A 26,199-nucleotide genomic window follows, 5' to 3' on the forward strand; every position below is an offset into this window, starting at 1 on the left:
CGCTCCGGGGAGTCCAAACTTTGCATCGATCACCTGAGCCGGCGATAGAAAACATGAGCGAAACGCGCCTTTATCCCGGGGTGAAAGATTTCGCTTCGGACAGTCTGTGGGTCGAAGCGGCCGGCTTGATACGGCATCCTTCCTATGGCAGCGCGCTTCTCGCCTATTGCGACGCGATGACTGCGCGCGTGCCAAAACTGCTGCCGGCGAACAAACTCTTTGCCCAGAAGCAGCGCTACCTCGTCTCCTTCATTCTGATCTGCCTTCATGTTCAGTGGCTTCAGTCGCGTGGCCCGGCGCCTTCGCTTGCGCTTCTTCAACGATCGGCACCCGGCAGCCCGCGCCAGATTGCCGCTTTCATCAGCGGGCTGCGCGACCGTGGTCTCGTCACGGCAAAATCGCTCGAGACGGATCGGCGAACACAAGTCCTGAAGCCCAGCCTGGAATTGATGCGGGAGATTGCCCAATCACCGCTCGCCATTCTGAGCTCATCGGAATTATTCGCACCTCTCCTGCCGATCCGCCCGGATGATCTGGCGACGGACGAGATCCTGCTGGCGAATTGGTTGGCGCTTTCGGCCGAGCGCTACGTGGTGCAGGATGACCTGTTCGGCCCCTTTCCCCTAATCGTCCGCCACAGCGAAAGAGACGCCGGCCACCTTGTGTTTTGCGCGGTCATGGCCGAAGCCCTGCGCCAGCGTCAAGGCAAGGCAATCGCCGGAAGCCTGACTTATCGGGCTCTTGCCCAGCGCTTCGACGTCTCTCGCCAGCACATCAGCAATATCCTCGACGAGGCGGCCGAGAAAGGCTGGTATTGCATCTCTCCGGGCGGCGAACTGGCGCTGATGCCCGACGATACGCTCCTTCAGGTTGAGACCTGGGTAGCCGGGCAGATGGCGCATTATCGCCGCCTTGTCTTGGCGATCGCCGGCAAATCGGCCGGGGCTGCCGCGGACGCCAGCGACATCGACCAAAAGTCCGACGTCTTATCCGACTGAATACCTAGATCCGGAACAGCCGGGCAGAACCTTCGTTTGGAAATCAGCTGCCCGCTGCGGCAGTCAGTCACAAACAAACGGAGAATACATCATGATGAAACTAACAAATCTCGCCCTGGCAGCGGCATTTCTGGCCGGCACGGCCGTTTCCGGCTTCGCGCAGTCATCAAGCACGGTCGGCACCGGCGGTTCGTCGGCTGGCGGCGGAACTGCGAGCAGCACGGTTGGTACTGGTGGCAGCTCTGCCGGGGGCACCTGCCCTGCCGGCGCAACCAATTGCAATTCCGGCTCATCCTCGACGATCGGCACCGGCGGCTCGTCGGCCGGTGACGGCACCTCGAGCAGCACTGTCGGCACCGGCGGCTCTGCCGCGGGTTCAGGCTCCGGCTCGGGTTCTGCTTCGACGCTCGGCACCGGCGGTTCATCGGCTGGCGGCGGCACCTCGAGCAGCTCGGTCGGCACCGGCGGTTCTGCCGCGGGCTCGGGCGATGCGAACTCGGCCTCGAGTGTCGGCACCGGCGCCTCGTCTGCGGACGGCGACAAGACGGGCAGCACCGTCGGCACCGGCGCCAGTGCGGCCGGAACCTTGCACGACAACAAGGGCAAGAAGGGCTGCGCACCCGGCCAGGTCAAGAAGGATGCCGCCGGCACCAAGGGCTGCTGACGCTATGGGCCGGCGCCTTTGCGGCGTCGGCCAAACCCTTGGAGATAGGACAATGACCCAACTTTCCACAATTGCGCTGAGCGCTTGCCTGGTCCTCACCGCCGGGCAGACGATGTCCGAGGAGATCAAGCTCGACGACGGAACGACATGCACGATCGTCCAGTCACAAGCCGGAGATATGTCCACCACCGTGACGGCCGGCAACGGGCACGTGTCGTCGTCGACCACGACAGGCGGCGGCTCAGCCGGCTCCTCCTCTTCGTCATCCGCCTCTGCCGGCTCGTCGGCCGGATCCGGAAGCGTCGACAGCTTTTCGACGGCAAGCATCACAAGGCCCGACGGCACCGTCATCACCAAACGTTCCGACGGTACCTGCTCAATGACGAAACCGACGAAATAGGAGAGGACAATGAAATATCTCAACCTTATCGCAGCCGCCTCGATCGCGCTTCTCGCGTCGGGCTCGGCCATTCTTGCGGAGGATTGCAATGCGGCCGGAACGGTCGGCACTGGCGGTAGCGCTTCGGCCGGCGGCACCTCGGCGAGCTCGGTCGGCACCGCAGGCACCTGCCGGACCGACGGCGGCACGACCTCCTCGATCGGATCGGGCGGAAGTGCAGCCACCATCGATGGCAAGGCGCAAAGCAAGACCCATGTCAACGATCATGGTGACAAGCTCAAGGCACAAACCAAGGCCCAGGCCGTCGACAAGGGAACGTTCAGCAAGTCCCGCACGAAGACCAGCACCGACGGCAGCTCGCTGGAAAGCACGACCCGCACCATGTCGCATGTTCCCGGCGAGAAACCGGTCAAGAATACCACCAATCAGAAGATCATCCTGCCGGAACAGTAGGTTAGATGGGCTCGCCTCACACAATCAAGGGCGAGCCCTTGGCCTTGGCGCAATGGCCTCCAGCGATTAAAGCCCGCCTTCCTCAAGCGCATTCAACTGCTCATCGAACGAGGCAACCACTACAACCTGTTGTTTTTACGCGACTTAGCGAGGTCTCGCTGAGAAATCATTAAGCATGTTCCGATAATCTCAGGTTCTACATTAACGTGAGAACCCGACATGGCGTCGATCCAGCATAAGATCATCATTGCAAGCATCGCGATTTTCGCCTTGGCGGGTGGCGCCACGGGGGTCGGCATCTGGTCTGCCTCCACCCTCTCGGCCAACAGCGCCGATGTCGCCCAGTCGGCGCAAATTCTGCGCAACCACATGCAGGCCGATATGATGCATGACGCGCTGCGCGCCGATGTGCTCGCATCCCTGTTGGCATCCAACCCGGCGGCAGCCATAGACGCCGCCGCGGTGAAGGCGGATCTGGCGGAGCACGAGGCATCGTTCCGCGAGATGATCGACGCCAACAAGGCGCTTGTCTCCGACGCAAAAACGAAAGCGGTCCTCGCCGGCATCGAACGTCCCCTTCTGGTCTATGTCGACAGCGCCACGAAGATGGTCGATCTTGCGAGCAAGGATTCGGCGGCGGCGTTGAAGGCGCTGCCGGAATTCATGGGGCAGTTCTCGACGTTGGAAACGGCCATGGAACAGGCCGGGGATCAGATCACCGCCCTATCGGATGATATTTCCAAGCGTAGCGCCGACATCAAAGCATCGGTCGATATCACCCTCAAAGCCCTTCTGGCTTCGGCCGCCTTGTTCGCCTTCGGCCTCTATTTCCTGACCCGCAAAACCGTCACCAAGCCGATCCTTTCGCTTTCCAACGATATGCAAAGGCTCGCCGGCGGCGACACGGCCATTGCCTGCACCGGGATCGGCCGCACCGACGAAATCGGCACGATGGCATCGGCTGTCGAAATCTTCCGCCGGGCGGCAATCGCCAACAAGCAGCTCGAGCAGGACGCCGAAACCGCTCGCTTGCAGGGCGAAACCGAGCGGGTCACCTCCCGCAAGCAGGCGGACGAGGATGCGGCCGAACGGCTGCGGGCAGCGACATCCGGTCTTGCCGCAGGCCTGAAGCGACTTGCCTCCGGCGATCTCGCCTTCCAGATCGAAGAGCCCTTTGCGCCCGATTTCGAGAGCCTCCGGCATGATTTCAACATGTCGATCCGCCAGCTCGATCAGACACTCGGCGCCATCGCCACGGCCATTGCCGCGATCGATGAAGGCACAAGGGAAATCGCCTCCGGGGCCGGCGATCTGTCGAAGCGCACCGAACAGCAGGCGGCCTCGCTCGAACAAACCGCCGCAGCACTCGATCAGATCACCGCCAATGTCTCGAACTCCAGCAAGCGCACCGACGAGGCGCGCACCGAGGCGACGGACGCCAATCGCAATGCCGCCAAATCGGCGGAGGTCGTGTCGCATGCCGAAGAGGCCATGCGCCGCATCGAGGCCTCGTCGCAGCAGATCTCCAGCATCATCGGCGTGATCGACGAAATCGCCTTCCAGACCAACCTGCTGGCCCTGAACGCCGGCGTCGAAGCTGCACGCGCCGGAGAGGCCGGCAAGGGCTTCGCGGTGGTGGCCCAGGAAGTGCGCGAACTCGCCCAGCGCTCGGCACAGGCGGCAAAGGAAATCAAGGGCCACATCCAGAAATCGTCGGTGGAAGTGGAAAGCGGCGTCAAGCTGGTTCTCGACACCAGCCAGGTTCTGAGCGCGATCAGCGAGCAGATCGCCCGCATCAACCAGCACATGGATGCCATCGCCGTCTCGGCACGAGAGCAGTCGACCGGTCTTGCCGAAGTCAATACCGCCGTCAATTCCATGGATCAGGTGACCCAGCAGAATGCGGCAATGGTCGAGCAATCGACCGCCGCATCCGGTCATCTGGCTCAGGAAGCCGCCAAGCTGCGCGAACTCGTTTCCCGCTTCAAGCTGCGTGCGACGGCTTCGACGCAATCCGCACGACGGGCGGCTTGACGGGAGCGATCAGGCAGCGACCATGGAGCCGGTCGCTTGCCGCATCGCAGCCATGCTTGAGATCCGGTTGAGCTTTAGGCGGGCATCGTGTAAAGCCGCTGCATCCCCGGACAAGACCCAGATTTCCAGCAAGGCGTGAATATATGAACGGCTTCGATCTCATTATCTTCGATTGCGACGGCGTTCTCGTCGATTCCGAAATCATCGCCGCGGAAGTCGAATCCGCGCTTCTGACGGAGGCCGGATATCCGATCGGCGTCGAGGAAATGGGCGAACGTTTCGCCGGCATGACATGGCGCAACATCCTGCTGCAGATCGAGCGCGAAGCGAGCATTCCGTTTTCGGCCTCGCTGCTTGAGAAGTCGGAGCAACTGCTCGACGCCAGGCTGGCCGCCGACGTCAAGGCCATTCCAGGCGTCGAAATCGCCGTCTCCAGGCTGGCGATGAAGAGCTGCATCTGCTCGAATTCGAGCAGCAAGCGGCTCGACATGATGCTGGTCAAGGTGGGGCTGAAGCCGCTGTTTGCCCCCAATATCTATTCCGCCAAGGATCTCGGCCCCGACCGGGCCAAGCCGAAGCCCGACATCTTCCTGCACGGCGCAAGCCAGATGGGTGTCTCGCCCGACAAGGTGGTCGTCGTCGAGGATTCGGTACACGGCGTGCATGCGGCGCGCGCCGCCGGCATGCGCGTCATCGGCTTCACCGGCGCCTCGCACAGCTATCCAGCCCATGCCGACAAGCTGACCGATGCCGGCGCCGAAACGGCGATCTCCCGCATGAACGACCTGCCGGGTGTCGTCGCCGCGCTTGCGGCCTGGGAAGGCGTTCTCTAGGTTCTTAGGCGCTGAGCCGCTCGCAGGGCCATCGCGCCCGCCCTTTTGCGAGGAATCGGGCAAATAACAGGCGGCAATTCCAATCCGCTGCACACTTGGCTATTTGCCGCACACGCTCCCCCCACCCTCCGTCGTCCTCGGGCTTGACCCGAGGACCCATGGCCGCAAGCACTTCGTTACTGTTGAACTGACAAGGCGACCGAACAGAATTCAAGCGGAGGGCGTGCAGCATGGATACTCGCGTCAAGCCCGAGTAGGACGGAGAGTGGCGAGACCTATGCGGCAGGAGGCGAGACGTCCGGGGGCGCAAGTCGCTTTCGCGCTGTCCCTCAGCTTTAGCTGTTCTTCTTGGTCTTTGCCGGCTGGGTGTCGAAGCCGACGTTGACGCGCACCAGGGCGCCGGCGCCGACCGGCATTTTGATGCCGTCCTTGCGGAAGATGACCTGTGTGCCCGGCGCGCCGGCCGGGATCTCGGTCGGGAATTTGGTGACCTCGGAATAGAGCACGGTCTCGCCGTCGAGGATGGTGACGCGGATCGGCAGGGTCACCGGGCCGGGGGCGCCGGCCGGGCCGGTGATGAGGCGCAACTGGGCAACCACCGTCATCGTCAGGTTCGTATCGTTCAGCGTGCACTGGCGGGTGTAGTCGCCGAAGGAAGCCTGGAAGACGATCTGCTGCGGATCGTCCTTCTTGCCCTTGGCATAGGTGCGGAAGATCGCATCCTGATCGCGCATGAAGATCTGCGGGCAGGCGCCCTGGACGACGGGGGCGACGGCGCCCTGCGCAGTCTTCGCCGTGCCGATCGAAGGATCGTTCGAGGTTGGATTGGCCGGCGCCAGCGGCATGATCTGGGCGGTGCCGTTCGGCTGCGCCGGCGCCGCCGACTTGCTGTCGCCGCCGATGCCGAGCGTATCGCAGCCGGCGAGCAGGGCAAGAATGGAAGCGGAGACGATGAGACGCGAGACCTTGCCGAGCACTATGTTCCACCCTTTGCACAAGCGTTTCTTGGAGGCCCCTTGTCTTTTGCGCGGGGCCTTTCATGACGGTTTGCGATGGTCTATATCAGCGGCGAAAACAAAAATCGATTGGGTACGCGCCGTTTTGATGCACTTTTCGCCCCCGGATGCGGGCAACTTCAACAAGATAACGGCGATGGTATGGCCACAAGGCGGCCCCACGCCGGTTTCCGGCTGCGCGAGCCAAGGCCCGGCCCTGCCGGATTTCTTCCAGTGATAGATCAAGGATGACCAAGGTGGACTATATCTCGACCCGCGGCGAGGCCCCTGCCCTCGGCTTTTGCGATGCCCTGCTGACGGGCCTGGCGCGCGATGGCGGGCTCTATGTTCCCCGTGAATGGCCGCAATTTTCGAAGAAGGAGATCCGCGCGCTGAGGGGCAAGACTTATCAGGAAATCGCCTTCACCATTCTTTCGCCCTTCACCAAAGGCGAGATCCCCGAGGCGACCTTCCGGGCGATGATCGACGAGGCCTACGGCACCTTCCGCCATCCGGCGATCGCGCCGCTCATCCAGACCGGGCCGAACAGCTTCGTCATGGAGCTGTTCCACGGCACGACACTCGCCTTCAAGGATGTGGCGATGCAGTTGCTGGCACGGCTGATGGACTATGCGCTTGAGAAGCGCGGCGAGCGGGCGACGATTGTCGGCGCCACCTCCGGCGATACCGGCGGGGCGGCGATCGACGCCTTTGCGGGGCGCGAGCGCACCGACATCTTCATCCTCTTCCCGCATGGCAAGGTCTCGCCGGTGCAGCAGCGGCAGATGACGACGTCGACGGCCGCCAATGTGCATGCGCTCGCCGTCGAGGGTAATTTCGACGATTGCCAGAATCTGGTGAAGGCGATGTTCAACGACGCGGCGTTCCGCGACAAGGTCAATCTATCCGGCGTCAACTCGATCAACTGGGCGCGCATCATGGCCCAGATCGTTTATTATTTCACCACCGCCGTGGCCTTGGGCGGGCCGGACCGGAAGATCTCGTTTACGGTGCCGACGGGCAATTTCGGCGACATCTTCGCCGGCTACTGCGCCAAGCGCATGGGCCTGCCGATCGACCGGCTGGTGATTGCCACCAACGAAAACGACATTCTGGCGCGGACGCTGAAGGCCGGCCGCTACGACATGAAGGCGGTCAAGGCGACGAGTTCGCCGTCGATGGATATCCAGATCTCGTCGAATTTCGAACGGCTGCTGTTCGAAGCCTATGGGCGCGATGCCTCGAAGGTGCGCGCGGCCATGGAAAGCCTCAAACAATCCAATGGCTTCGAGATCGGCCCACAAGCGCTGAAGGCAATCCGCCGCGACTTCCGGGCCGGCCGCGCCAGCGAGAAACAAGTGGCCGAGACGATCCGCACGACCCATGCCGAGACCGGCTATCTGCTCGATCCGCATTCGGCGATCGGCGTCTTCGTCGCCAGGAAGCACGAAAAGCCGAACACGCCGATGGTGACGCTTTCGACCGCGCATCCGGCGAAATTCCCCGCCGCCGTAAAATCGGCCTGCGGTATTGACCCGGCGCTTCCGACGTGGCTTGCTGATCTGATGCACAGGGAGGAGCGCTTCCAGATCATCGAACCGGAGCTGAAAGCCGTAGAGACCTTTATCGGCAAACACGCCCGCGGCAAGACGACGGCAGGCGCAGAAAGATAGCCAATGACAGTTGAGTGCACCCGGCTGAAATCCGGGCTGACAGTAGTGACAGAAACCATGCCGCACCTGGAAAGCGTTGCGCTCGGAGTCTGGATCAAATCGGGATCGCGTAACGAGACGGCAGACGAACACGGCATCGCCCACCTGCTCGAACACATGGCCTTCAAGGGAACGGGACGCCGCAGCGCCCGCCAGATCGCCGAAGAAATCGAGGATGTAGGTGGCGAGGTCAACGCCGCCACTTCGACCGAGACGACCTCCTACTACGCCCGCGTGCTGAAAGATCACGTGCCGCTCGCCGTCGATATTCTCGCCGACATCCTGACGGAATCGGCCTTCGAGGAGGAGGAGCTGGAGCGTGAAAAGCAGGTGATCCTGCAGGAGATCAACGCCGCCAACGACACGCCCGACGACGTGGTGTTCGACCGGTTTTCCGAGGTCGCCTATCGCGACCAGACGCTCGGCCGGGCCATCCTCGGCACGCCGGAGACCGTCGTCTCCTTCACCCCGCAGCAGATCCGCGCCTATCTCGGCCGCAATTACACGACCGACCGCATGTTCGTCGTCGCCACCGGCGCCGTCGAGCATGACGAATTCCTGCGCATGGTCGAGGATCGTTTCGCCAGCCTGCCGAGCGAGCCTTCGGCACCGCCGGTCATGGAAGCGGCGCGTTATATCGGCGGCAGCGTGCGCGAACCGCGCGACCTGATGGATGCGCAGATCCTGCTCGGTTTCGAGGGCAAGCCCTACCATGCCCGCGATTTCTACTGTTCGCAGATCCTCGCCAATATCCTCGGTGGCGGCATGTCCTCGCGGCTGTTCCAGGAGGTGCGCGAGTTCCGCGGTCTCTGTTATTCGGTCTATGCCTTCCACTGGGGTTTTTCCGACACCGGCATCTTCGGCATTCATGCCGCGACCGGCGGCGAAAACCTGCCGGAGCTGGTGCCCGTCATCATCGACGAGCTGCACAAATCCGCCGATCAGATCCACCAGAAGGAAATCGAGCGCGCCCGCGCCCAGATCCGCGCCCAGTTGCTGATGGGCCAGGAAAGCCCGGCATCGCGCGCCGGCCAGATCGCCAGGCAGATGATGCTTTACGGCCGGCCGATCTCCAATACCGAGATGATGGAGCGGCTTGAGGGCATCACCATCGAGCGGCTGACGGATCTCGCCGGCCGGCTGTTCTACGACACGGTGCCGACGCTTTCGGCGATCGGTCCGCTGGAACAGCTCGCGCCAATGGAAGACATCACCGCTTCGCTTTCGGTCCCGGCACCGAAGACGATGCAAGCCGGCCGTTGAGCCGGCGTTCGTCCTGCCGGGAGTGATCGATGCCAAAATCGGTGTTTCGGTTTCTGTCACGGCAGCCGGATGCGGTCGAGCTGGAAAACGACAGATACCTCCTGCGCCTGCCGCGCTACCAGGATTTCAACCAGTGGCACCGGCTGCGCGCCGAAAGCCGCAAGTTCCTGGAACCCTGGGAGCCGACCTGGCGGCGCGACGAGCTGACCGAGGGCGCCTACCGCGCCCGTGTCATCCGCGGCAAGCAGGAATATGCCTCGGGCCAGGCCATTCCGCTGTTCATTTTCCTCAAGGAAAACCACACGCTCGTCGGCGGCATCACCATCGGTTACATCAGGCGGGGCGCGGCACAAAGCTGCATGATCGGATACTGGATGGGCGAGCGCCATGCCGGCCAGGGGCATATGTTCGCCGCCCTGCAAATGGTTATTCCTTATATCTTCACCGGGCTTGAGTTGCACCGTATCGAAGCAGCCTGTATTCCAGATAACGCGCGCAGCATCCGCCTGCTTGAAAAGGCCGGGTTTCAGCAGGAAGGTTATCTGCGCGGATACTTGAAGATCAACGGTCAGTGGCATGACCATGTGATGTTCTCACGTCTCGCCACCGATACGGATAAAGGCAGGAAAACCGACAGCCGATGACCAGAGACCGCATGCTGCCCAAATCACCGTCCGGACGATTGATCGCGGTGATCGCAGCCCTTTTCCTGGCGGCCTTCGCCTTGGCGGCGGGCGCTGCCCAGGCGGCCGAACCGGTGAAGATTTCCCGTGACGATACCGCGCTCGACCTGACCGCGACGACCGAAATCTACGTCAACCAGGGTGAGGCCTTTCAGGTTTCGACGGCCGCCGGCGCCGACGGTATCCGCCGCCGCATCGAGGTCAGGGCAAGCTCGGAAAATCACCAGGGCGACTGGGCGGTGTTTGCACTTGCCAATGTTTCGGAAGAACAGCTGGAGCGCGTCATCGTCGCGCCGCATTTCCGCCTGGTCAATTCCAAGCTGTTCTGGCCGGATCTCGGCTCACAGCGCATCAGCGCCATCACGCCGAGCGAGGGTTTTGCGCTCGATCGGCAGCCGAGCGACGAGGCCGACGTCTTCCGCATCACGCTGAACCCCGGCGCCGTCATCACCTTCGTCGCCGAGCTGTCGACGCCGGAGCTGCCGCAGATCTATCTCTGGGAACCGAACGCCTACAAGGACACGATCAACGCCTTCACGCTCTATCGCGGCATCGTGCTCGGCATTGCCGGCCTGCTCGCGGTGTTCCTGACCATCCTCTTCGTCGTCAAGGGCACCTCGATGCTGCCGGCAACGGCCGCACTCGCCTGGGCGGTGCTCGGTTATATCTGCGTCGACTTCGGTTTTCTCGGCAAGCTGATCAGCGTCGCTTCGGCCGACCAGCGAATATGGCGCGCCTGCGCTGAGGTGGCGCTCGCCTCCAGTTTCGTCATCTTCCTCTTTACCTATCTCAACCTCAATCGCTGGCATGCGCATCTCGGCTACGCCACCCTTGCCTGGGTGCTCGGCCTTGCCCTGCTCTTCGGCGTGGCGATCTACGATCCGTCGATTGCCGCCGGCATCGCCAGGCTCTCCTTCGCGCTGACGGCGGCGACCGGGCTCTTGCTGATCGTCTATCTCGGTTTCAACCGCTACGACCGCGCCATCCTTTTGGTGCCGGCCTGGGCGCTGACGCTCGTCTGGCTGTTCGGCGCGTGGCTGACGGTCACTGGGCGGCTCGACAACGATATCATCCAGCCGGCGCTCGGTGGCGGCCTGGTGCTGATCGTGCTGTTGATTGGTTTCACCGTCATGCAGCACGCCTTTGCTGGCGGCGCTTTCCAGCAGGGGCTGTTTTCCGATCTCGAGCGGCAATCGCTGGCGCTGACCGGATCCGGCGACATGGTGTGGGATTGGGACGTGGCGCGCGACCGCGTCGTCACCATTCCCGACGTCTCAACCAAGCTCGGCCTATCGCCGGGCACCATGCATGGGGCGGCGCGCAACTGGCTGCCGCGGCTGCACCCGGATGATCGCGACCGCTTCCGCGCCACGCTCGATGTGCTGCTCGAACACCGCCGCGGCCGGCTGAACCACGAGTTCCGCATCCGCGCCGAGGACGGGCATTTCCACTGGCTGCTGATCCGCGCCCGGCCGGTGCTCGGCTCCAATGGCGAGATCATTCGCTGCGTCGGCACGATCGTCGACGTAACCGAGCAGAAGAATTCCGTCGAGCGGCTGCTGCATGATGCGCTGCACGACAATCTGACCGGCCTGCCGAACCGGCAGGTGTTCCTCGACCGACTGCAGGCGGTGCTGGCGCTGGCGCCGGGCGGCGACACGCTTAAGCCGACCGTGATGGTGATCGACATCGACCGCTACAAGCTGGTCAACGATGCGCTCGGAGTCGCGGCCGGCGACAATATCCTCATCGCGCTGACCCGACGCCTGCGCCGGCTTTTGAAGCCGCAGGACACGCTGGCGCGGCTTGCCGGCGACCAGTTCGGCCTCATCCTGGTGTCCGAGCACAATCCGGCCAAGGTCGCCGATTTCGCCGATGCGATCAGCAAGGCGATCATGGTGCCGATCAACTTCGCCAACCGCGAGATCATCCTGACGGCCTCGATCGGGTTGACCTCCTGGGTCGACCGGCAGGAGAGCGCCACCGGCCTGCTCAGCGACGCCGAGCTGGCGATGTACCGGGCAAAACGGGCCGGCGGCAACCGCGTCGAGCCGTTCCAGCCGGCCTTCCGCGACTTCGGTACCGACCGACTGCAGCTCGAAACCGATCTGCGCCGCGCCATCGAGCGCAAGGAATTGTCGATGGTCTACCAGCCGATCGCCCGGCTTGAAGATGTCGAGGTCGCCGGCTTCGAGGCACTGATGCGCTGGGAACATCCCAAGCGCGGCAATATCCCGCCATCCGAATTCATCCCGATCGCCGAAAGCTCCGATCTCATCGGCCCACTCGGCATGTTCGCGCTGGAACAGGCAACCAACGATCTGATGAGCTGGCAGAACCAGACCGGCGAACTGCCGATCTTCGTGTCGATCAATCTGTCGAGTGTGCAGTTGCTCAACAACGAGCTCTATGACGATGTGCGCTCGGTTCTTGCCAAGACGCATTGCCAACCCTCGCGCCTGAAGCTCGAACTGACCGAGTCCATGGTGATGGAAAATCCGGAACAGGCCCGTCTCGTGCTGCTGAAGCTGAAGGAAGCCGGCATCGGCCTGGCGCTAGACGATTTCGGCACCGGCTATTCGTCGCTTGCCTATCTCACCCGCTTTCCCTTCGACATGATCAAGCTCGACAAGGCCCTGGTGCGCGACGACAGCGACAAGAAGGCGACCGTGCTCCGATCGGTGATCGCAATGGCGCGCGAACTCGAAATGAAGGTGGTGGCCGAGGGGATCGAATCCAACGAGGATGCGATCGAACTCGCCAAGATGGGCTGCAGCTACGGGCAGAGCTATCTGTTCGGCCCGCCGATCGCCTCGGAATCGGTGCTGCGGCTGCTGCGGGAGCGCTTTCCGCTGACGAAGCGGGCTTGAGCGGAGAATTGGAGCGGACTGACGGCGGCCGCTCTCAGCTCGCGATGGGAACGCTTAAGCCCACCTTCACCCGATCCATCGCGACGAATGTCCGGAAGCGCTTGACGTTGTTATTGCCGAAAAACAGCCGCCGTGTCAGCGCCTCGTAGTCGGCCATTGAGGGGACGACGATGACCAGAATGAAATCCGCCTCGCCGGTGACGTAGTAGCACTGCTGGATTTCAGGCGCGGCCGCGAACTGGCTTTTGGCCTGTTCGATCTGTTTTGCCGTTTCGCTGATAACCTCCACCTCGACGAAGATGGTGATCGATTGGCCAAGTGCAGTGGGGTCGAGAACGGCGACATTTGCCCGGATGACCCCGTCCTCGGTCATCCGTTTGATCCGGCGTTGGACGGCGGGCGCGGACAGGCCGACGGCTTCGCCGATCGTCCGTTGCGGCGTCATATTGTCCCTTTGCAGGATCGCCAGGATTTTGTGATCGAAAGCATCCAAGGGAGATTTTACCGGCCGGCTCAAAACGAGGCTCCAACGAAACAAAATTGCAAAACGAAGCCCGAAATACAGCGCCTTTTTCGCCTCGCCTGCAATATGTTTCAGCAGAACAACGCAAACGAGGCGCTCATGTTTCTGCTGAACACCAATGCCGACTACCGTCAGCCCCTCGACCCATGGGACGCCGAAATGCTCGGCATGGAGGCGGCAGACGCGGTCGAGCGCCACCTGACATTCCGGGAAAACCATGCGGAAACGCCGCTCGTGGCCTTGCCGGCGCTGGCAGCCGAACTCGGTGTCGCCGCAATCCACATGAAGGATGAAGGCCACCGGCTCGGCCTTGGAAGCTTCAAGGCGCTTGGCGGTGCCTATGCCGTGATCCGGCTCGTCCTCGAGGAAGCGGCACATAGGCTCGGCCGTGCCGTCGATGTCTCCGAATTGCATTCTTCCGATGTCCGAGAGGTGGCCGAGACGATGACCGTCACCTGCGCCACCGACGGCAATCACGGCCGGTCGGTTGCACAGGGTGCGCAGCTGGTCGGCGCCCGCGCGGCGATCTTCGTGCATGCCGGCGTCAGCGACGAACGCGTCGCCGCCATCGCCCGCTTCGGCGCCGAGATGATCCGTGTGGACGGAACCTATGACGATTCCGTTCGCGAGGCGGCCCGCATTGCCGGGGAGAAGGGGTGGACGATCGTCTCGGACACCTCATGGCCGGGTTATGAGCGTATTCCCGGGCTAGTGATGCAGGGCTACACCGCCCTTGTCCGGGAGGCGCTGAGGGCAATGAAGCAGCCGCCCACCCATGTCTTCATTCAGGCCGGCGTCGGGGGGATCGCTGCGACCGTCGCAGGCCATATGGCCATCGCCTTCGGCGACGAACGCCCGACCTTCACAGTGGTCGATCCCGCCCGCGCCGCCTGCCTGTTCGAAACGGCGCGAGCCGGACATCTGGTGACCGTTGCCCATGGCGAGCCGACCGTGATGGCGATGCTCGAATGTTACGAACCTTCACTCGTCGCCTGGCGGATTCTCTCGCGTGTCGCGGACGCATTCATGACCGTGGAGGAAAACGAGGCGATCGCGGTGATGAAGCGGCTTGCCGATCCGGCTGGAAACGACCCGGCAATTGTCGCCGGCGAAAGTGGCGGGGTCGGGCTTGCCGGGCTGATCCGCGCCATCGGCGATCCCGAGATCAAGCAAGCATTGTCTCTCGACCGGTATTCCCGCATCTTCCTGGTCAACACCGAAGGCGCGACCGACGCCGGCAAGTATGAAGAGATCGTCGGGCTGTCACCGGCCGCGGTCGCCCGGAAAGACAAGACTGGAGCTTCAGCATGAGCCATCGCTCGATCGATTCCGCGCGTCTGCTCGGACGCATCGCCGAGCTCGGCACGATCGGCCGCGATGCCGAGGGAAGGCTTGTCCGCTTGGCGGCGTCCGATACCGAAAAGCTTGGGCGTGATCGGTTCGTCTCCTGGCTCGAGGACGCCGGGCTGGAGGTTGCGGTCGACCGGATCGGCAATATTTTCGGTATCTGGAATGGCACAGGTGGCGGGGAGAAGCCGGTGATGATCGGCTCCCACATCGACACGGTGATCGACGCCGGCATCTATGATGGATGTTATGGCGTGCTGGCTGGCCTCGAAGTGATCCAGACGCTGAAAAGCCAAGGGTTCGAACCGCGGCACCCCATTGTCGTTGCCGCCTTCGCCAATGAGGAAGGTGTGCGCTATGCACCCGATATGATGGGGTCGCTGGTCTATTCCGGAGGCCTCGATGTCACCGCAGCACTCAAGACGGTGGGCACTGACGGTACGGTGCTCGGCGACGAACTGGCGCGGATCGGCTATGCCGGCCCCCAGGCGCCCGGCTTCATGACGCCGCATGCCTATGTCGAGCTGCATATCGAGCAGGGCCCTGTTCTTGAGAGGGAGGGTGTGCCGCTCGGCGCAGTCCAGGACCTGCAGGGTATTTCCTGGCAGAAGGTGACCATCGACGGCGACGCCAACCATGCCGGCACGACACCGATCTCGATGCGCCGCGACGCCGGCTACGCGGCTGCCCGCGTCATCACCTTTCTGCGCGACCGCGCCAAGGCGTCGAACACCCCGACGGTCGCGACCGTCGGCTGCTTTGCTTTTGAGCCGAACGCCATCAATGTCATTCCTTCACGCGCGACGTTGACGGTCGATCTTCGCGATCCGGACGAAGACCGGCTGAAGCAAGAGGAAACCGCGCTCGCTGCATTCCTCGAACTGCTTTCGGCCGAGGAAGGGGTCGGCGTATCGGTCGAACGGCTGGCACGCTTCGAGCCGGTCAAGTTCGATCAGGCGATCGTTCGCCTGATCGAGGTGGCCGCCAGGGATCGCGGCCTGGCATGCAAGCGGATGACATCGGGCGCCGGCCATGACGCCCAGATGATTGCCCGCATCGCGCCTGGTGCGATGATCTTCGTGCCGAGCCGCGGCGGCATCAGTCACAATCCGAAGGAATTCACATCCGACACGGAGCTTGTCGCGGGGGCGAATATCCTTCTCGACGTCGTTTGCGGACTTGCGACAGGGGAACTGCCGAGATGAGCATCGACAGCCGGAAGCTGGAACAGGACATGACCGCCTGGAGGCGCGACCTTCACAGCCATCCCGAATTCGGCTTCGACGAGAAGCGGACGGCGACCTTCGTCGCCCAAAAACTGCGGGAGTTCGGGCTCGACGAGGTTGTCGAAGGTGTCGGCGGCACAGGGGTTGTCGGAACGCTCCGGCGTGGCGGCGGCAACCGTTCCATCGCGCTGCGCGCCGATATGGATGCCCTGAGGATTGCCGAACAGGGCGATCGGCCCTATCGATCGCAGACCGCCGGCGTGATGCATGCCTGCGGTCATGACGGCCATACGGCGATGCTGCTTGGCGCCGCGAGGATACTGTCGGAAGAGGGCAATTTCGACGGCACGGTCCGCTTCATCTTTCAGCCGGCCGAGGAATGGGGCAAAGGCGCCTTGGCGATGCTCGACGATGGGCTGATGACGCGCTTTCCCTTCGACGAAATCTACGGCCTGCATAATATACCGGGCCTTCCGGTCGGCGTTTTTGAGACCCGTGCCGGTGCGATTATGTCGGCTGAGGATAATTTCGAGATCGTGCTCAAGGGCGTCGGCGGACACGCCGCGCGTCCGCACTCCGGCAACGAAGTCCTGGTCGCTGCCTGCGCATTGGTGACGAACCTCCAGACCATCGTTTCCCGGCGGCTCGATCCGACCGATATCGGCGTCGTCTCCGTCACCGAGCTTCTGACCGACGGCACGCGCAACGCCCTGCCCGGGCTGGCCCGCATCCTCGGCGATGCCCGCAGCTTCCGCCCCGAGGTCAGCGCGGCGATCGAAAAGCAGATGCGCCGCATCGCCGAAGGCACCGCGCTTGCCCACAATGTCTCGGCCGAGGTGAACTATACGAGAGAATTCGTTCCCCTGCTCAACGATGCCGCCCTGGCCGAGGAAGCCTTTGCCGCAGCCCGCAGCGTCTTCCCGTCCGAGAACGTCAAGGTCCGGCGCGAGCCGATGACCGGATCGGAAGACTTCGCGCGCTTCCTCGACCATGTCCCCGGCTGCTTCGTCTTCCTCGGCAACGGCGAAGATTCCGCGCCGCTTCACAATCCGAATTACGATTTCAACGATGCCGGACTGATCCACGGCGCCAATTTCCACGCAAGCATCGTGCGTCGGCGGTTGAACGCAAGCTGAGGAGCAGGCGCGGCCGGGGTTCGGATTTAGCAGCGCTTTACGCGAATGAATAAGGGCATTTGCAACCGCCTCCGCCAAACCATTGACCAACGGCCTGCGATGTGCGCCTCTCATCGCTTGCACAAGGAAAATCTCATGCTCAAGTTTCTGCTCACCCTCTCCTTGGGTGTTTTTTTCGTTTCGCCGCTTCAGGCCGGCGAACTCACTCCCATTACCAAGAGTTGCCCGCCGGGCGAAAAGCAGAAACACTGCGAACGCTGGGTCAAGGATTTCAACACGGCCATGGAGCTGGCGCATAAGGGCGATCATGGCGCCCAGGTGACTGTCGCCTTCTGCCTGTCCACAGGCTGCCATGGCGCCGTCGCCATCGACAGGGTCGCTTCCTGCAGCTGGCACCTCGTGATCGCCAATTCGGGTGCTGCGACAGTGCTTGACGGTTCCAACCTCAGGAACACCTGCCGGCCGATGACGGCGGCGGAGAAAGATGAGGCCCGCGCCTTGTCCAGCGATCTCGTTCGGAAGATCTACAAGCGGTCGATGATCACAACCGATCAGATGTAGTCCTGTTTGGCCAATCCTGCGTAATCGGCCTGCAACCAGCCTGCGGGAAGTTTCCGACGCCGCCGACCTGATGGACAAGGTCACCCAGAAGAACGCCGCCATGGTCGAGGAAGACGACAGCCGCAAGACAAGGGCCTACCCAGGAAACGGAAACCCTCGCAGCCGTCGTCGCCGCTTCGGCCTGGGCGGCGCCATGTTCCGCAGCAGCGGGTCGCCGGCAGCGATCCAGGCAAAAAAGCCAGCCTCACGCAGCAACGTCTGCGTGAAAATAAATGCCATTGCCCTCCCGGCTTTCGCGGCTATTCTGCCGACACAAAAAATCGGGAGGCTTACTGATGATCCTGCACTGCGTATTCCTGCGGCTGAAGACCGCAATGACTGGAGACGAGAAGCAGTCGCTATTTGCGGCGATCGCCGCCCTGAAACAGGTCATTCCCGGCATATTGGATATCAAATACGGGCCGAACGTTTCGCCCGAGGGCCTGCATGGCGGCTTTGTCGACGGCTTTGCCGTGACCTTTGAAAGCCCCGAGGCCCGCGACGCCTATCTCATCCATCCCGAGCACGTGACCGTCGGCGAGCGCATCGTCTCGTCGACGGACGGAGGCCTCGCCGGCATCCTGGTCTTCGACCTCAATCTGTGAGACTGCGGGCGAACCCGCAGCGCCCCGAGATTATCAGCTCGATTTCGCCATGGCCGCGGCGAGCTGGTCGACATTGTAGCGGAACATCTTTTCATAGGTCGGCGCCGGTCCCTTGGCGTCGGAGAGCGATTCGACATAGAGCTCGCCGCCGGGCTCGGCGCCGGTTGCCTTGGCCACTTGTTTGACCAGGCGCGGGTCGTTGGAATTCTCGAAGAAATAGGCCTTCACGTGCTCGCTCTTGATCTGCCCGATCAGCTTGGCGACGTCGGCGGCCGAGGCCTCGCTTTCGGTGGAGAGGCCGAGGCGGGGCGAGGAAGGTGACATTATATTCGCGGCCGAAATAGCCGAAGGCATCATGACTGGTCAGCACCTTGCGGCGGTCATCGGCGACCTTGTCGAATTTTGCGTGGGCATAGGCGTTCAATTCGTCCAACGTCCTGGTGTATTTCTCGGCATTGGCCTTGAAGGCAGCGGCATCGGCGGGATCGGCTGAAGACAGCGCCTTTTCGATATTGGCGACCCAGATCTTGACGTTCTCAGGGCTGTTCCAGACATGCGGATCGGTAATCTCCGCGCCATCCTCTTCCATGGTGCGGGTATCGATGCCTTCGGAGACCGTCACCGGCTTGCCCTTGTAGCCCGAGGCGGTGATCAGCCGGTCCATCCAGCCCTCCAGGCCTTCGCCGCTGACGAAGGTCACCTCAGCCGCGTTCAAATTCTTGGCGTCAACAGGCGACGGCTCGAATTCGTGGGGGTCGCCGTTCGGCCCGACGAGGCTCGTCACCTTTACATGGTCGCCGCCGACTTGTTTGACGACATCGGCAAGCACGGTGAAGGAGGCCACAACCTTCAGCGTTTCGGCGGAGGCCGGCATGGCCGACAGCGCCATCAAAGCGGGGATTGCTGCGGAGAGAAGCAGTCTGTGCGAAGTCATCGAAGTCTCCTTGGGATCAGCCCTTCAGATGCGGGCGGGGAAAAAAGCGCCGGGCAATGCCCGAGGGCGCGAAGAGAATGGAAAAGGCGTAAATCACAGCTGCCGTCATGATGATCGTCGGGCCGGAGGCAAGTTCCAGATGATAGGAGGCGATCAGGCCGAGATAGCCGGAGGCCGCGGCACTGGCGGCAGCAATCGCCATCATTACGGCTAGACTGCGCGACCAGAGCTGGGCGATGGCCGCCGGCAGCATCATCAGGCCGACCGCCATCAGCGTGCCGAGCGCCTGGAAGCTGGCGACGAGGTTCAACACCACCAGCAGCAGGAAGAGCACATGATAGACCGGCCCGCGCCCGCCGACGGCGCGCACGAAGCCGGGATCGAAACATTCGGCCACCAGCGGCCGGTAGATGATTGCAAGGGTGACGAGGGTCAGCGAGGTGATCGCGCCGATCAGATAGAGCGCCGGAGCATCGATCGCCAGGATGGTGCCGAAGAGCACGTGCAGCAGATCGATATTGGAGCCGCGCAGCGAGACGATCAGCACGCCGAGCGCCAGCGATGCGAGATAGAAGCTGGCAAAACTTGCATCCTCCTGCAGCACGGTCATCCGGCTGACGGCGCCGGAAAGCAGCGCGACCGACAGGCCGGCAATGAGGCCGCCGAGCCCCATCGCCGTCAGCGACAGGGAGCCGGCGACGAGGTAACCGATCGCCGCCCCCGGCAGCACCGCATGGCTCATGGCATCGCCCATCAGGCTCATGCGCCTGAGCATCAGGAAGACGCCGATCGGCCCGGAGCCGAGCCCGAGGCAGAGGCAGGCGACGAGCGCGCGACGCATGAAACCGAAATCGGCAAAGGGCGCGAGGAAGAGATCGTAGACCGTCATGCCGCCGGCACCTGCTCGGGGCCGCAAGCCTCGGCATCCTCGTCCCAGCGCTCGGCCATGGCGCGGGCCTTCAGCAGATTGACTGACGACATGACGTCGGCGGTCGGCCCCCATCCCACGAGTTCGCGGGCAAGCAGCAGGGTCTCGGGGAAATGCGCCCGCACCAGCTCGAAATCATGCAGCACGGCGATGACAGTGCGGCCCTCGCCATGCCAGCGGCTGACGATATCGATGAGGTCCCTGGTGGTGCGGGCATCGATTGCGGTAAACGGTTCGTCGAGCAGGATAATGCCGGCATCCTGCAGCAACAGGCGGGCAAAGAGCACACGCTGGAACTGCCCGGCCGACAGCGATCCGACATGGCGTTTTCCGAAACCTTCAAGGCCGACGGCGGATAGCGCCTCGCCTGCCCTTTTCATCTCGCCGGGCGCGACGCGACCGAAGGCTCCTGCCGTCTTCCATGCGCCGAGCATGACGGTGTCGATGACCGAGATCGGAAAACGCCGGTCGATCTCGGCCGCCTGCGGGAGGTAACCGAACTCCGCCCGCCCCAACCGATGCTCGACCCTGCCCTCGGCCGGCCGAAGCTCGCCCATGATCGCCTTCAACAGCGTCGACTTACCAGCCCCATTCGGCCCGGCAATCGCCGTCAGGCTGCCCTTCGCAAAGGCGCCGGAGACGTGATGGATGGCGGGGTGCCGGTTATAGGCGACGGTCAGATTGTCGATACGGATCACCGGCGTCATGGCAGCAGAACCGCCCAGTGGATTGCCAGCCAGAGGACGGCGACGACGAGGGAGATGGCGACCACCCTAAATAATGCCGACTGTCCCAGAAGAGTGACGGAGGGGCGGTCGGGGCTCGGTGGCATGGATCATCCTACAATGTAATAACATTACTGTTATGTTATAACGATTGCGGCAAGATTGAGGCGAGGCTTCGCTGGACAGGGAGGTGCGGCCATTTGACGGCCAAGTGCTGCAGGGCCGCGTTTGGCGTATGATCGCAGTAGAGGTTGAACCTGTCGATGCGGCGTCGCCCCCCAGCGACATTGCACTCGCGATCAGGCCCTAGCGTGCTGGACGCTAGCGAAAGCGACCGACGGGACGCTCGCGTCCGCCAGACGTCGCTATTCTTGCTCCCAAAGCCACCCCACCCTCCGTCCTCTTCGGGCTTGACCCGAGGACCCACCCCGCCCTCGATCTGCACCGGGCGTGGATCCCAAGCTCGGAGGCCTGGGATGACGGAGATTGGGGGAGCGGTTCTGCCAAACTCACCGTCGGTGCGCGCCCCTCATCCGGCTGCCGCCACCAACCGGGTCGAGCCACGGGTCTCGACCCGTCCTTCGACCCCCGCTCGCGGGGCGAAGGGGATATGCGGCAAGCTCTCCATCCCTCACCGGCGTCTCTCGGGGCACGTCCCTCTCCCCGTTTTTACGGGCGAGAGGGTTAGGGCAGATTTGTTCAAACGCTCAGAGCAGTTCCAGCATCGCAGCCGCACCCGAAACCGTTGCCTGGCCGGGGCTTTCCTCGACGTTGAGGGCTTTGACCACGCCGTCTTCCACCAGCATCGAATAGCGCTTGGAGCGGAGACCGAGGCCGCCGGCGGAGAGGTCGGCGTCGAGGCCGACGGCCTTGGTGAATGCGGCGTCCCAATCGGCGAGGAAGTGGATCTTGCCCATGCCGCCGGAGGATTGCGCCCAGGCGCCCATGACGTGCCAGTCGTTGACGGCGATGACGGCGATGTCGTCGACGCCCTTGCCGAGGATGGTGTCGCGGTTTTCGAGGTAACCCGGCAGATGGTTCAGCGAGCAGGTGGGGGTGAAGGCGCCCGGCACGGCGAAGAGCACGACGCGCTTGCCGGAAAACAGCTGTTCGGTGGTGATTTCGACCGGGCCGTCGGCCGTTTTTTCTTTGAAGGTGGCGGCAGGAAGCTTGTCGCCGATTGCGATGGTCATGGTTTTCTCCTTGAATTTCGGCTTTTGGGTTTGGGAATTTCGGCTTTTGGGTTTTGGCCTGGTGGCGGCCGGCGCCGCAGCGGTCGAGCCGACTATAGGTCCCGGTCAGTCAAAGGCAAGCGTGGTCTCCATCGCCTTCCCGCCGTCAATGACCAGCACATCCCAGCGTTTTCCCGATATGTCGTAGCCCTTCGGCAGCTTGCCGATGGCGACATCGACCTTGAAGGCGCCACCGTCGCGTTTGCCGCCGATCTGCTTGGTGAAGGCATAGCCGCTCGGGCCGGTGACGATAATATCGGGCGCGCTCTTGCCTTCGCCCGGCAAGGCCAGCGCGAGCGACAGCGTCTTTTGATCGGGCGATATCGCATGCGCGGTCACGCCGAACTCGGCCGTTGGCGGCTTCGGCAGCGTCGCATCGGCCGCCGCAAGGATCGCCTCTTCCTGCGGCCGGGACTGGAGGGCGGGGCTGAGCTTCAGCTGAAAATTCGCCTGGAAGGGAATGCAGATGTCTTTGCAGATGCCGATGAAGGCCGTGGCGTCGATCTCGACCGGACCTTTGCCTGCGGCGTTCAGCGACAGGGGCAGCGTCACCGGCGCGTCATAGGCAATATCTTCGATTGCCCCGTTGAAAAAATGCTTCGGGACGGGATAGGCGATGGCATCGAGCGTGACAGCGCTGCCCGGAGCGATAGTGAACTGGGGCGGAATGCCGCTGTTTCCGGGCTCTTTCCAATAGGTGATCCAGCCGGGTTTCGGCTCGATCTGCAGCGCGGCGCGGATTTTGCCGGCGGCATCGGGCGCGAGTGCCACCAGGCGCATGCGGCCACCTTCGTTCTCCGTCCAGGCGCTCATCTCCGCGTGGGCCGAACGATGGGCGGCGAAGGCCGCGCCCACTGAGATCAGCGCAATTAAAAGCCGGCGCGGCACGGAAGAAATAATGATCATGGACAATGGTTTACCGAAACTGATGTTTGGCCGCCAGAAGTCGCAGCGATTTAAATCTTCATTTTTGGTTGATTGATGTGTGACATTGGCCCATGTTTCTCTTGTCAAGCCTCGGTGCGGTTGGCAGCAGGAGGAACAATGTCCTTATCGACGCTGAAGAACAGACGGGAACGCGGCTTCTTCGATGGCCAGTTCCTCATCGCCATGCCGGGCATCGAAGACCGCAATTTTGCGCGCACGGTGATCTATATCTGCGCTCATTCGGATGCCGGCGCCATGGGCTTCGTCATCAATCGCCCGCAGAGCCTCACCTTCACCGATGTGCTGCTGCATCTCGACATGATCAAGCAGGAAGATTCGATCGTGCTGCCGCAGCGCGCCCGCGACTTCCCGATCCAGACCGGCGGGCCGGTGGAAAGCGGCCGCGGCTTCGTGCTGCATTCGGACGATTATTCCAGCGACTCCTCGATCCCCGTGAGCGACGATATCTGCCTGACGGCGACGCTCGACATCGTGCGCGCCATCTCCAAGGGCGATGGGCCGACGCGCGCGACGATGCTGCTCGGTTATTCTTCCTGGTCGGCCGGCCAGCTCGAAAACGAGGTCGTCAACAATGGCTGGCTCACCTGCCCGGCCAATGAGGAACTGATCTTCGATCGCAGCCTCGACGACAAATACGAGCGGGCGCTGGCCGGCATGGGCGTGACCGCCGCCATGCTTTCGGCCGAAGCCGGCCATGCCTGATTAAGCTGGCCTGATAAAGCTGGAACGAATTGCGCCGGCTGACGTTTCATTTCGGCAAACACGGGCAAGAGGCCCATGCTTGACGAAGGAGACATCACATATGGGTAGCACCAGCGACAAGATCTCAGGCAAGGCAAACGAAATTGCCGGCAAGACCAAACAGGCCGTCGGCAAAGCCGCCGATGATCGCGAAATGCAAGCCAAGGGCGCCGTTCAGGAAGCCAAAGGCAAGGGCCAGGTCGCAACCGGCAAGGTCAAGGACAAGCTCAAGGGCGCTGTCGACCGGCTCTGAGCCACAAGCTCATCCGTTAGGAACCATGCCTGCTGCGCCCCTCGCGCGGCAGGCATTTTTTAATCCGCCCACCCTCATGTCAGGGACATAAGATGAAGCTCTTCGCCTGCGACAACTGTGATCAGGTCGTCCACTTCGACAACCGCCATTGCGTGCGCTGCAACCATCGGCTCGGCTTCCGGCCGGGTGATCTCGCCATGCATGCGCTGGAGCCGCGCGACGAGACGCTCTGGCAGCTTGTTTCCAATCCCGAGCGCGACGTCCGCTTCTGCGCCAATGCCGGCCTGGACATCTGCAACTGGCTGGTGGACGGCGATAGCGAAAGCGAATTCTGCGTTGCCTGCCGCCATAACCGGCTGGTTCCGAACACCGATACCCAGAACGGCATCGATCGCTGGCGGCGCATCAGCCAGGCGCAGCGTCATCTTTTCTATTCGCTGTTGCGCTGGAGGCTGCCGCATCCCGATCGGGTGCAGGATCCTGAAGGTGGCCTGGTCTTCGATTTCCTCGAGGATTCGATCGAGAGCAACGGTTATGTCGTGCCGGCGATGACCGGCCATGAGGAGGGCCTGATCACCATCCGCGCCGCAGAGGCCGACGATGCCACGCGCGAGCAGGCGCGCAGTTCGATGAACGAACCCTACCGCACCCTGCTCGGCCATTTCCGGCACGAGACCGGCCACTTCATCTGGAACAAGCTGGTGCGCGACCGCGACGGCCTGGCGGAATTCCGCGCCGTCTTCGGCGACGAACGGCAGGATTATGCGGCGGCCCTGCAAAACCACTATGCCGGCGGCGCCCCCTTGGGATGGCAGGACAATTTCATCAGCGCCTATGCGGCCTCCCACCCCTGGGAGGATTTCGCCGAATGTTTCGCCCATTACCTCCATATCGTCGACACACTCGAAACCGCCCGCGCCTTCGGCATCGCCATCGATCCGCGCGGCCACGAGGAAATCGCCGGCGAAGTGGATTTCCTCCCCTACCGGGCAACCAGCGCCGAACAGCTGGTCAGCGCCTGGGTGCCGCTCAGCCTGGCAATCAACGCCATCCAGCGCAGCATGGGCCAGCCGGACTCCTACCCCTTCGTGCTGTCCTCGCCCGTCGTTGCAAAGCTCGAATATCTGCACCGGCTGATCCAGGGGCTGCTGCGGCGTCGTAGCGGGGGATGAGAGAGGTCAGAGGCACTTCGTGCGGTGCACGCCGCGGGTCGCGGCTTGCTCCCTCTTCTTCCCAGCGGGGGTTCGAAGGACGGGTTGAGACCCGTGGCTCAACCCCGGTCGGTGGCCCGAAGGGTCGGATGAGGGGGCCGCACGACAACAGTTTCATGATTGCCCTTCGCTCGCGCTCAGCGCATTCGCGGCTCTGCCGCTCACCCCCTCATCTGCCTGCCGGCACCTTCTCCCCGCCGGGGAGAAGGTGAATCGTGGCAACGCCGCATTCGTCGTTTGCCCGTCAGAAGCTCAAGGGAGCAAGGGGAAATGCAATCCCACCCATTGTCTGCCTTCAAAGCCCGAGATAGGCCCTTTGGCGTTTAACCCCGGAGGACACAGAACCATGGACGATGCCGCCCGAACCATGATCGTGCTGGATGCCAGCAATTCCCGCTTCCAATTGCGGGCCGGTGCATTGATCCGCGCCAATGGGCATATCCTCATCCACCGGGTCGTAGGCGACAGCTTCTGGGTCCTGCCCGGCGGACGCGTGGAGTTTCATGAAGCAGGCGCGGAAACGCTCGCGCGCGAAATCGAAGAAGAGATCGGCTGCACGGCCACGGTCGGGCCGCTGCGCTTCGTCATCGAAAACTTTTTCGAATTGGCGGGACGAAGGGTGCATGAAGTCGGTTTCTACTATGAGGCGGAGCTTTCGAACGCCCTGCCTTTCCATGAAAGCGCTATCGTCCACCGTATCCGCGACGGCGCCGCCGATCTGGAATTTTGCTGGACTTTGCCAAGCAGAGACGTGCTCGATCGGTTCAATTTGCAACCGATGCCCCTGCGTGACCTCATCGAGACGAAGCCAGACGGCGTCCAGCATCTAGTGCGGCGTGATATGGCGGCCCGATGAAGTCACCTTAGACCGCTGCCTGCCCGGTT

The 26,199-nt window shown here is 62.8% G+C and carries 26 protein-coding genes and 1 pseudogene; 19 read left to right on the top strand and 8 right to left on the bottom strand.

The features are described 5' to 3' along the window. Positions 1-53 precede the first annotated feature (53 nt). The 6 genes from ACS4RS_RS02380 to ACS4RS_RS02405 all read left to right on the top strand — a co-directional run bounded on the left by ACS4RS_RS02380 (position 54) and on the right by ACS4RS_RS02405 (position 5,382). On the top strand, positions 54-998 hold the full coding sequence (locus ACS4RS_RS02380) for a MarR family transcriptional regulator (protein ID WP_449313856.1): 945 nt from the start codon (positions 54-56) through the stop codon (positions 996-998). A gap of 91 nt (positions 999-1,089) precedes the next feature. Further along, positions 1,090-1,662 (top strand): hypothetical protein, encoded by a 573-nt coding sequence (locus tag ACS4RS_RS02385; RefSeq protein ID WP_439008882.1) that lies wholly within the window; start codon positions 1,090-1,092, stop codon positions 1,660-1,662. 52 nt (positions 1,663-1,714) lie between these two features. After that, entirely contained in the window at positions 1,715-2,062 is a 348-nt protein-coding gene (locus ACS4RS_RS02390) for a hypothetical protein (protein WP_449313857.1), read from the top strand. Between the two features lie 9 nt (positions 2,063-2,071). Next, entirely contained in the window at positions 2,072-2,515 is a 444-nt protein-coding gene (locus ACS4RS_RS02395; RefSeq protein WP_439008880.1) for a hypothetical protein, read from the top strand. 219 nt (positions 2,516-2,734) lie between these two features. Continuing rightward, positions 2,735-4,549: a methyl-accepting chemotaxis protein gene (locus tag ACS4RS_RS02400; RefSeq protein ID WP_439008879.1), complete on the top strand. Its 1,815-nt coding sequence runs from the start codon at positions 2,735-2,737 to the stop codon at positions 4,547-4,549. 143 nt (positions 4,550-4,692) lie between these two features. Next, positions 4,693-5,382, top strand: a complete 690-nt coding sequence (locus ACS4RS_RS02405; protein WP_439008878.1) for an HAD-IA family hydrolase — start codon at positions 4,693-4,695, stop codon at positions 5,380-5,382. Positions 5,383-5,717: 335 nt separating this feature from the next. Here the strand turns inward: ACS4RS_RS02405 and ACS4RS_RS02410 are convergent, their stop codons facing one another. Then, a complete protein-coding gene (locus ACS4RS_RS02410) occupies positions 5,718-6,362 on the bottom strand; it encodes a hypothetical protein (protein ID WP_439011766.1) in 645 nt (214 codons plus the stop codon). A 263-nt stretch (positions 6,363-6,625) separates the two neighbouring features. Here ACS4RS_RS02410 and thrC point away from each other — a divergent pair, with 263 nt between their 5' ends. Genes thrC through ACS4RS_RS02430 form a run of 4 tightly spaced genes read left to right on the top strand, consistent with a single transcriptional unit; the run spans position 6,626 to position 12,905 of the window. Next, positions 6,626-8,050, top strand: a complete 1,425-nt coding sequence (thrC, locus tag ACS4RS_RS02415; protein WP_439008877.1) for a threonine synthase — start codon at positions 6,626-6,628, stop codon at positions 8,048-8,050. Between the two features lie 3 nt (positions 8,051-8,053). Beyond that, entirely contained in the window at positions 8,054-9,352 is a 1,299-nt protein-coding gene (locus tag ACS4RS_RS02420; RefSeq protein WP_439008876.1) for an insulinase family protein, read from the top strand. Positions 9,353-9,381: 29 nt separating this feature from the next. Further along, positions 9,382-9,996 carry a GNAT family N-acetyltransferase gene (locus ACS4RS_RS02425; RefSeq protein ID WP_003588059.1) on the top strand — a complete coding sequence of 205 codons (615 nt, stop codon included), beginning with the start codon at positions 9,382-9,384 and terminating at the stop codon, positions 9,994-9,996. Continuing rightward, positions 9,993-12,905, top strand: coding sequence for an EAL domain-containing protein (locus tag ACS4RS_RS02430; protein ID WP_439008875.1), 2,913 nt, complete (start codon positions 9,993-9,995; stop codon positions 12,903-12,905). Before ACS4RS_RS02425 ends, ACS4RS_RS02430 begins: the two co-directional genes overlap by 4 nt. 34 nt (positions 12,906-12,939) lie before the next feature. Here the strand turns inward: ACS4RS_RS02430 and ACS4RS_RS02435 are convergent, their stop codons facing one another. Then, positions 12,940-13,422, bottom strand: a complete 483-nt coding sequence (locus ACS4RS_RS02435; protein WP_439008874.1) for an Lrp/AsnC ligand binding domain-containing protein — start codon at positions 13,420-13,422, stop codon at positions 12,940-12,942. A 105-nt stretch (positions 13,423-13,527) separates the two neighbouring features. Between ACS4RS_RS02435 and ACS4RS_RS02440 the strand changes: the two genes are divergently transcribed. From ACS4RS_RS02440 to ACS4RS_RS02460, 5 genes are all read left to right on the top strand, one after another. Further along, on the top strand, positions 13,528-14,739 hold the full coding sequence (locus ACS4RS_RS02440) for a diaminopropionate ammonia-lyase (protein ID WP_439008873.1): 1,212 nt from the start codon (positions 13,528-13,530) through the stop codon (positions 14,737-14,739). Then, on the top strand, positions 14,736-15,980 hold the full coding sequence (locus ACS4RS_RS02445; protein WP_439008872.1) for a Zn-dependent hydrolase: 1,245 nt from the start codon (positions 14,736-14,738) through the stop codon (positions 15,978-15,980). The genes ACS4RS_RS02440 and ACS4RS_RS02445 overlap by 4 nt, the downstream gene beginning before the upstream one ends. After that, entirely contained in the window at positions 15,977-17,137 is a 1,161-nt protein-coding gene (locus ACS4RS_RS02450) for an amidohydrolase (protein WP_439008871.1), read from the top strand. Before ACS4RS_RS02445 ends, ACS4RS_RS02450 begins: the two co-directional genes overlap by 4 nt. Positions 17,138-17,272: 135 nt before the next feature. Then, the gene (locus ACS4RS_RS02455) at positions 17,273-17,698 is read left to right on the top strand and encodes a hypothetical protein (RefSeq protein WP_439008870.1); all 426 of its coding nucleotides are present in this window, start codon (positions 17,273-17,275) and stop codon (positions 17,696-17,698) included. Between the two features lie 335 nt (positions 17,699-18,033). Further along, a complete protein-coding gene (locus ACS4RS_RS02460; protein WP_183697469.1) occupies positions 18,034-18,342 on the top strand; it encodes a Dabb family protein in 309 nt (102 codons plus the stop codon). 33 nt (positions 18,343-18,375) lie between these two features. On the opposite strand, the pseudogene ACS4RS_RS02465 reads toward ACS4RS_RS02460, so the two are convergent. The 6 genes and pseudogenes from ACS4RS_RS02465 to ACS4RS_RS02490 form a co-directional block, all read right to left on the bottom strand. Next, positions 18,376-19,276 (bottom strand): annotated as a pseudogene (locus ACS4RS_RS02465) (metal ABC transporter solute-binding protein, Zn/Mn family). A gap of 16 nt (positions 19,277-19,292) precedes the next feature. Next, positions 19,293-20,165: a metal ABC transporter permease gene (locus tag ACS4RS_RS02470; protein ID WP_439008868.1), complete on the bottom strand. Its 873-nt coding sequence runs from the start codon at positions 20,163-20,165 to the stop codon at positions 19,293-19,295. After that, on the bottom strand, positions 20,162-20,911 hold the full coding sequence (locus ACS4RS_RS02475) for a metal ABC transporter ATP-binding protein (protein ID WP_449313858.1): 750 nt from the start codon (positions 20,909-20,911) through the stop codon (positions 20,162-20,164). Before ACS4RS_RS02475 ends, ACS4RS_RS02470 begins: the two co-directional genes overlap by 4 nt. Then, positions 20,908-21,036, bottom strand: coding sequence for a hypothetical protein (locus ACS4RS_RS02480; RefSeq protein WP_439008866.1), 129 nt, complete (start codon positions 21,034-21,036; stop codon positions 20,908-20,910). Before ACS4RS_RS02480 ends, ACS4RS_RS02475 begins: the two co-directional genes overlap by 4 nt. A gap of 600 nt (positions 21,037-21,636) precedes the next feature. Beyond that, positions 21,637-22,122: a peroxiredoxin gene (locus ACS4RS_RS02485; protein ID WP_439008865.1), complete on the bottom strand. Its 486-nt coding sequence runs from the start codon at positions 22,120-22,122 to the stop codon at positions 21,637-21,639. Positions 22,123-22,227: 105 nt separating this feature from the next. Then, on the bottom strand, positions 22,228-23,067 hold the full coding sequence (locus ACS4RS_RS02490) for a protein-disulfide reductase DsbD domain-containing protein (RefSeq protein WP_439008864.1): 840 nt from the start codon (positions 23,065-23,067) through the stop codon (positions 22,228-22,230). A gap of 138 nt (positions 23,068-23,205) precedes the next feature. Here ACS4RS_RS02490 and ACS4RS_RS02495 point away from each other — a divergent pair, with 138 nt between their 5' ends. The 4 genes from ACS4RS_RS02495 to ACS4RS_RS02510 all read left to right on the top strand — a co-directional run bounded on the left by ACS4RS_RS02495 (position 23,206) and on the right by ACS4RS_RS02510 (position 26,170). Next, a complete protein-coding gene (locus ACS4RS_RS02495; protein WP_003584741.1) occupies positions 23,206-23,811 on the top strand; it encodes a YqgE/AlgH family protein in 606 nt (201 codons plus the stop codon). A 100-nt stretch (positions 23,812-23,911) separates the two neighbouring features. Further along, positions 23,912-24,103 carry a CsbD family protein gene (locus ACS4RS_RS02500; RefSeq protein ID WP_003584739.1) on the top strand — a complete coding sequence of 64 codons (192 nt, stop codon included), beginning with the start codon at positions 23,912-23,914 and terminating at the stop codon, positions 24,101-24,103. A gap of 92 nt (positions 24,104-24,195) precedes the next feature. After that, the gene (locus ACS4RS_RS02505) at positions 24,196-25,275 is read left to right on the top strand and encodes a zinc-binding metallopeptidase family protein (protein WP_449313859.1); all 1,080 of its coding nucleotides are present in this window, start codon (positions 24,196-24,198) and stop codon (positions 25,273-25,275) included. Between the two features lie 385 nt (positions 25,276-25,660). Next, a complete protein-coding gene (locus ACS4RS_RS02510) occupies positions 25,661-26,170 on the top strand; it encodes an NUDIX hydrolase (protein WP_449313860.1) in 510 nt (169 codons plus the stop codon). Positions 26,171-26,199: the final 29 nt, after the last annotated feature.

The sequence above is a fragment of the Rhizobium sp. F40D2 genome (assembly GCF_051810745.2).
In the GTDB taxonomy this organism is placed as follows: domain Bacteria; phylum Pseudomonadota; class Alphaproteobacteria; order Rhizobiales; family Rhizobiaceae; genus Rhizobium.

What these genes read in the sequence shown, in the direction of transcription:
- ACS4RS_RS02420 (WP_439008876.1), top strand. Translation starts at nt 8,054, where the DNA reads ATGACAGTTGAGTGCACCCGGCTGAAATCCGGGCTGACAGTAGTGACA.
- ACS4RS_RS02475 (WP_449313858.1), bottom strand. Translation starts at nt 20,911, where the DNA reads ATGACGCCGGTGATCCGTATCGACAATCTGACCGTCGCCTATAACCGG.
- ACS4RS_RS02430 (WP_439008875.1), top strand. Translation starts at nt 9,993, where the DNA reads ATGACCAGAGACCGCATGCTGCCCAAATCACCGTCCGGACGATTGATC.
- ACS4RS_RS02510 (WP_449313860.1), top strand. Translation starts at nt 25,661, where the DNA reads ATGGACGATGCCGCCCGAACCATGATCGTGCTGGATGCCAGCAATTCC.
- ACS4RS_RS02380 (WP_449313856.1), top strand. Translation starts at nt 54, where the DNA reads ATGAGCGAAACGCGCCTTTATCCCGGGGTGAAAGATTTCGCTTCGGAC.
- ACS4RS_RS02505 (WP_449313859.1), top strand. Translation starts at nt 24,196, where the DNA reads ATGAAGCTCTTCGCCTGCGACAACTGTGATCAGGTCGTCCACTTCGAC.
- ACS4RS_RS02480 (WP_439008866.1), bottom strand. Translation starts at nt 21,036, where the DNA reads ATGCCACCGAGCCCCGACCGCCCCTCCGTCACTCTTCTGGGACAGTCG.
- ACS4RS_RS02485 (WP_439008865.1), bottom strand. Translation starts at nt 22,122, where the DNA reads ATGACCATCGCAATCGGCGACAAGCTTCCTGCCGCCACCTTCAAAGAA.
- ACS4RS_RS02450 (WP_439008871.1), top strand. Translation starts at nt 15,977, where the DNA reads ATGAGCATCGACAGCCGGAAGCTGGAACAGGACATGACCGCCTGGAGG.
- thrC (WP_439008877.1), top strand. Translation starts at nt 6,626, where the DNA reads ATGACCAAGGTGGACTATATCTCGACCCGCGGCGAGGCCCCTGCCCTC.
- ACS4RS_RS02425 (WP_003588059.1), top strand. Translation starts at nt 9,382, where the DNA reads ATGCCAAAATCGGTGTTTCGGTTTCTGTCACGGCAGCCGGATGCGGTC.
- ACS4RS_RS02395 (WP_439008880.1), top strand. Translation starts at nt 2,072, where the DNA reads ATGAAATATCTCAACCTTATCGCAGCCGCCTCGATCGCGCTTCTCGCG.
- ACS4RS_RS02500 (WP_003584739.1), top strand. Translation starts at nt 23,912, where the DNA reads ATGGGTAGCACCAGCGACAAGATCTCAGGCAAGGCAAACGAAATTGCC.
- ACS4RS_RS02400 (WP_439008879.1), top strand. Translation starts at nt 2,735, where the DNA reads ATGGCGTCGATCCAGCATAAGATCATCATTGCAAGCATCGCGATTTTC.
- ACS4RS_RS02445 (WP_439008872.1), top strand. Translation starts at nt 14,736, where the DNA reads ATGAGCCATCGCTCGATCGATTCCGCGCGTCTGCTCGGACGCATCGCC.
- ACS4RS_RS02495 (WP_003584741.1), top strand. Translation starts at nt 23,206, where the DNA reads ATGTCCTTATCGACGCTGAAGAACAGACGGGAACGCGGCTTCTTCGAT.
- ACS4RS_RS02405 (WP_439008878.1), top strand. Translation starts at nt 4,693, where the DNA reads ATGAACGGCTTCGATCTCATTATCTTCGATTGCGACGGCGTTCTCGTC.
- ACS4RS_RS02455 (WP_439008870.1), top strand. Translation starts at nt 17,273, where the DNA reads ATGCTCAAGTTTCTGCTCACCCTCTCCTTGGGTGTTTTTTTCGTTTCG.
- ACS4RS_RS02490 (WP_439008864.1), bottom strand. Translation starts at nt 23,067, where the DNA reads ATGATCATTATTTCTTCCGTGCCGCGCCGGCTTTTAATTGCGCTGATC.
- ACS4RS_RS02460 (WP_183697469.1), top strand. Translation starts at nt 18,034, where the DNA reads ATGATCCTGCACTGCGTATTCCTGCGGCTGAAGACCGCAATGACTGGA.
- ACS4RS_RS02390 (WP_449313857.1), top strand. Translation starts at nt 1,715, where the DNA reads ATGACCCAACTTTCCACAATTGCGCTGAGCGCTTGCCTGGTCCTCACC.
- ACS4RS_RS02440 (WP_439008873.1), top strand. Translation starts at nt 13,528, where the DNA reads ATGTTTCTGCTGAACACCAATGCCGACTACCGTCAGCCCCTCGACCCA.
- ACS4RS_RS02470 (WP_439008868.1), bottom strand. Translation starts at nt 20,165, where the DNA reads ATGACGGTCTACGATCTCTTCCTCGCGCCCTTTGCCGATTTCGGTTTC.
- ACS4RS_RS02385 (WP_439008882.1), top strand. Translation starts at nt 1,090, where the DNA reads ATGATGAAACTAACAAATCTCGCCCTGGCAGCGGCATTTCTGGCCGGC.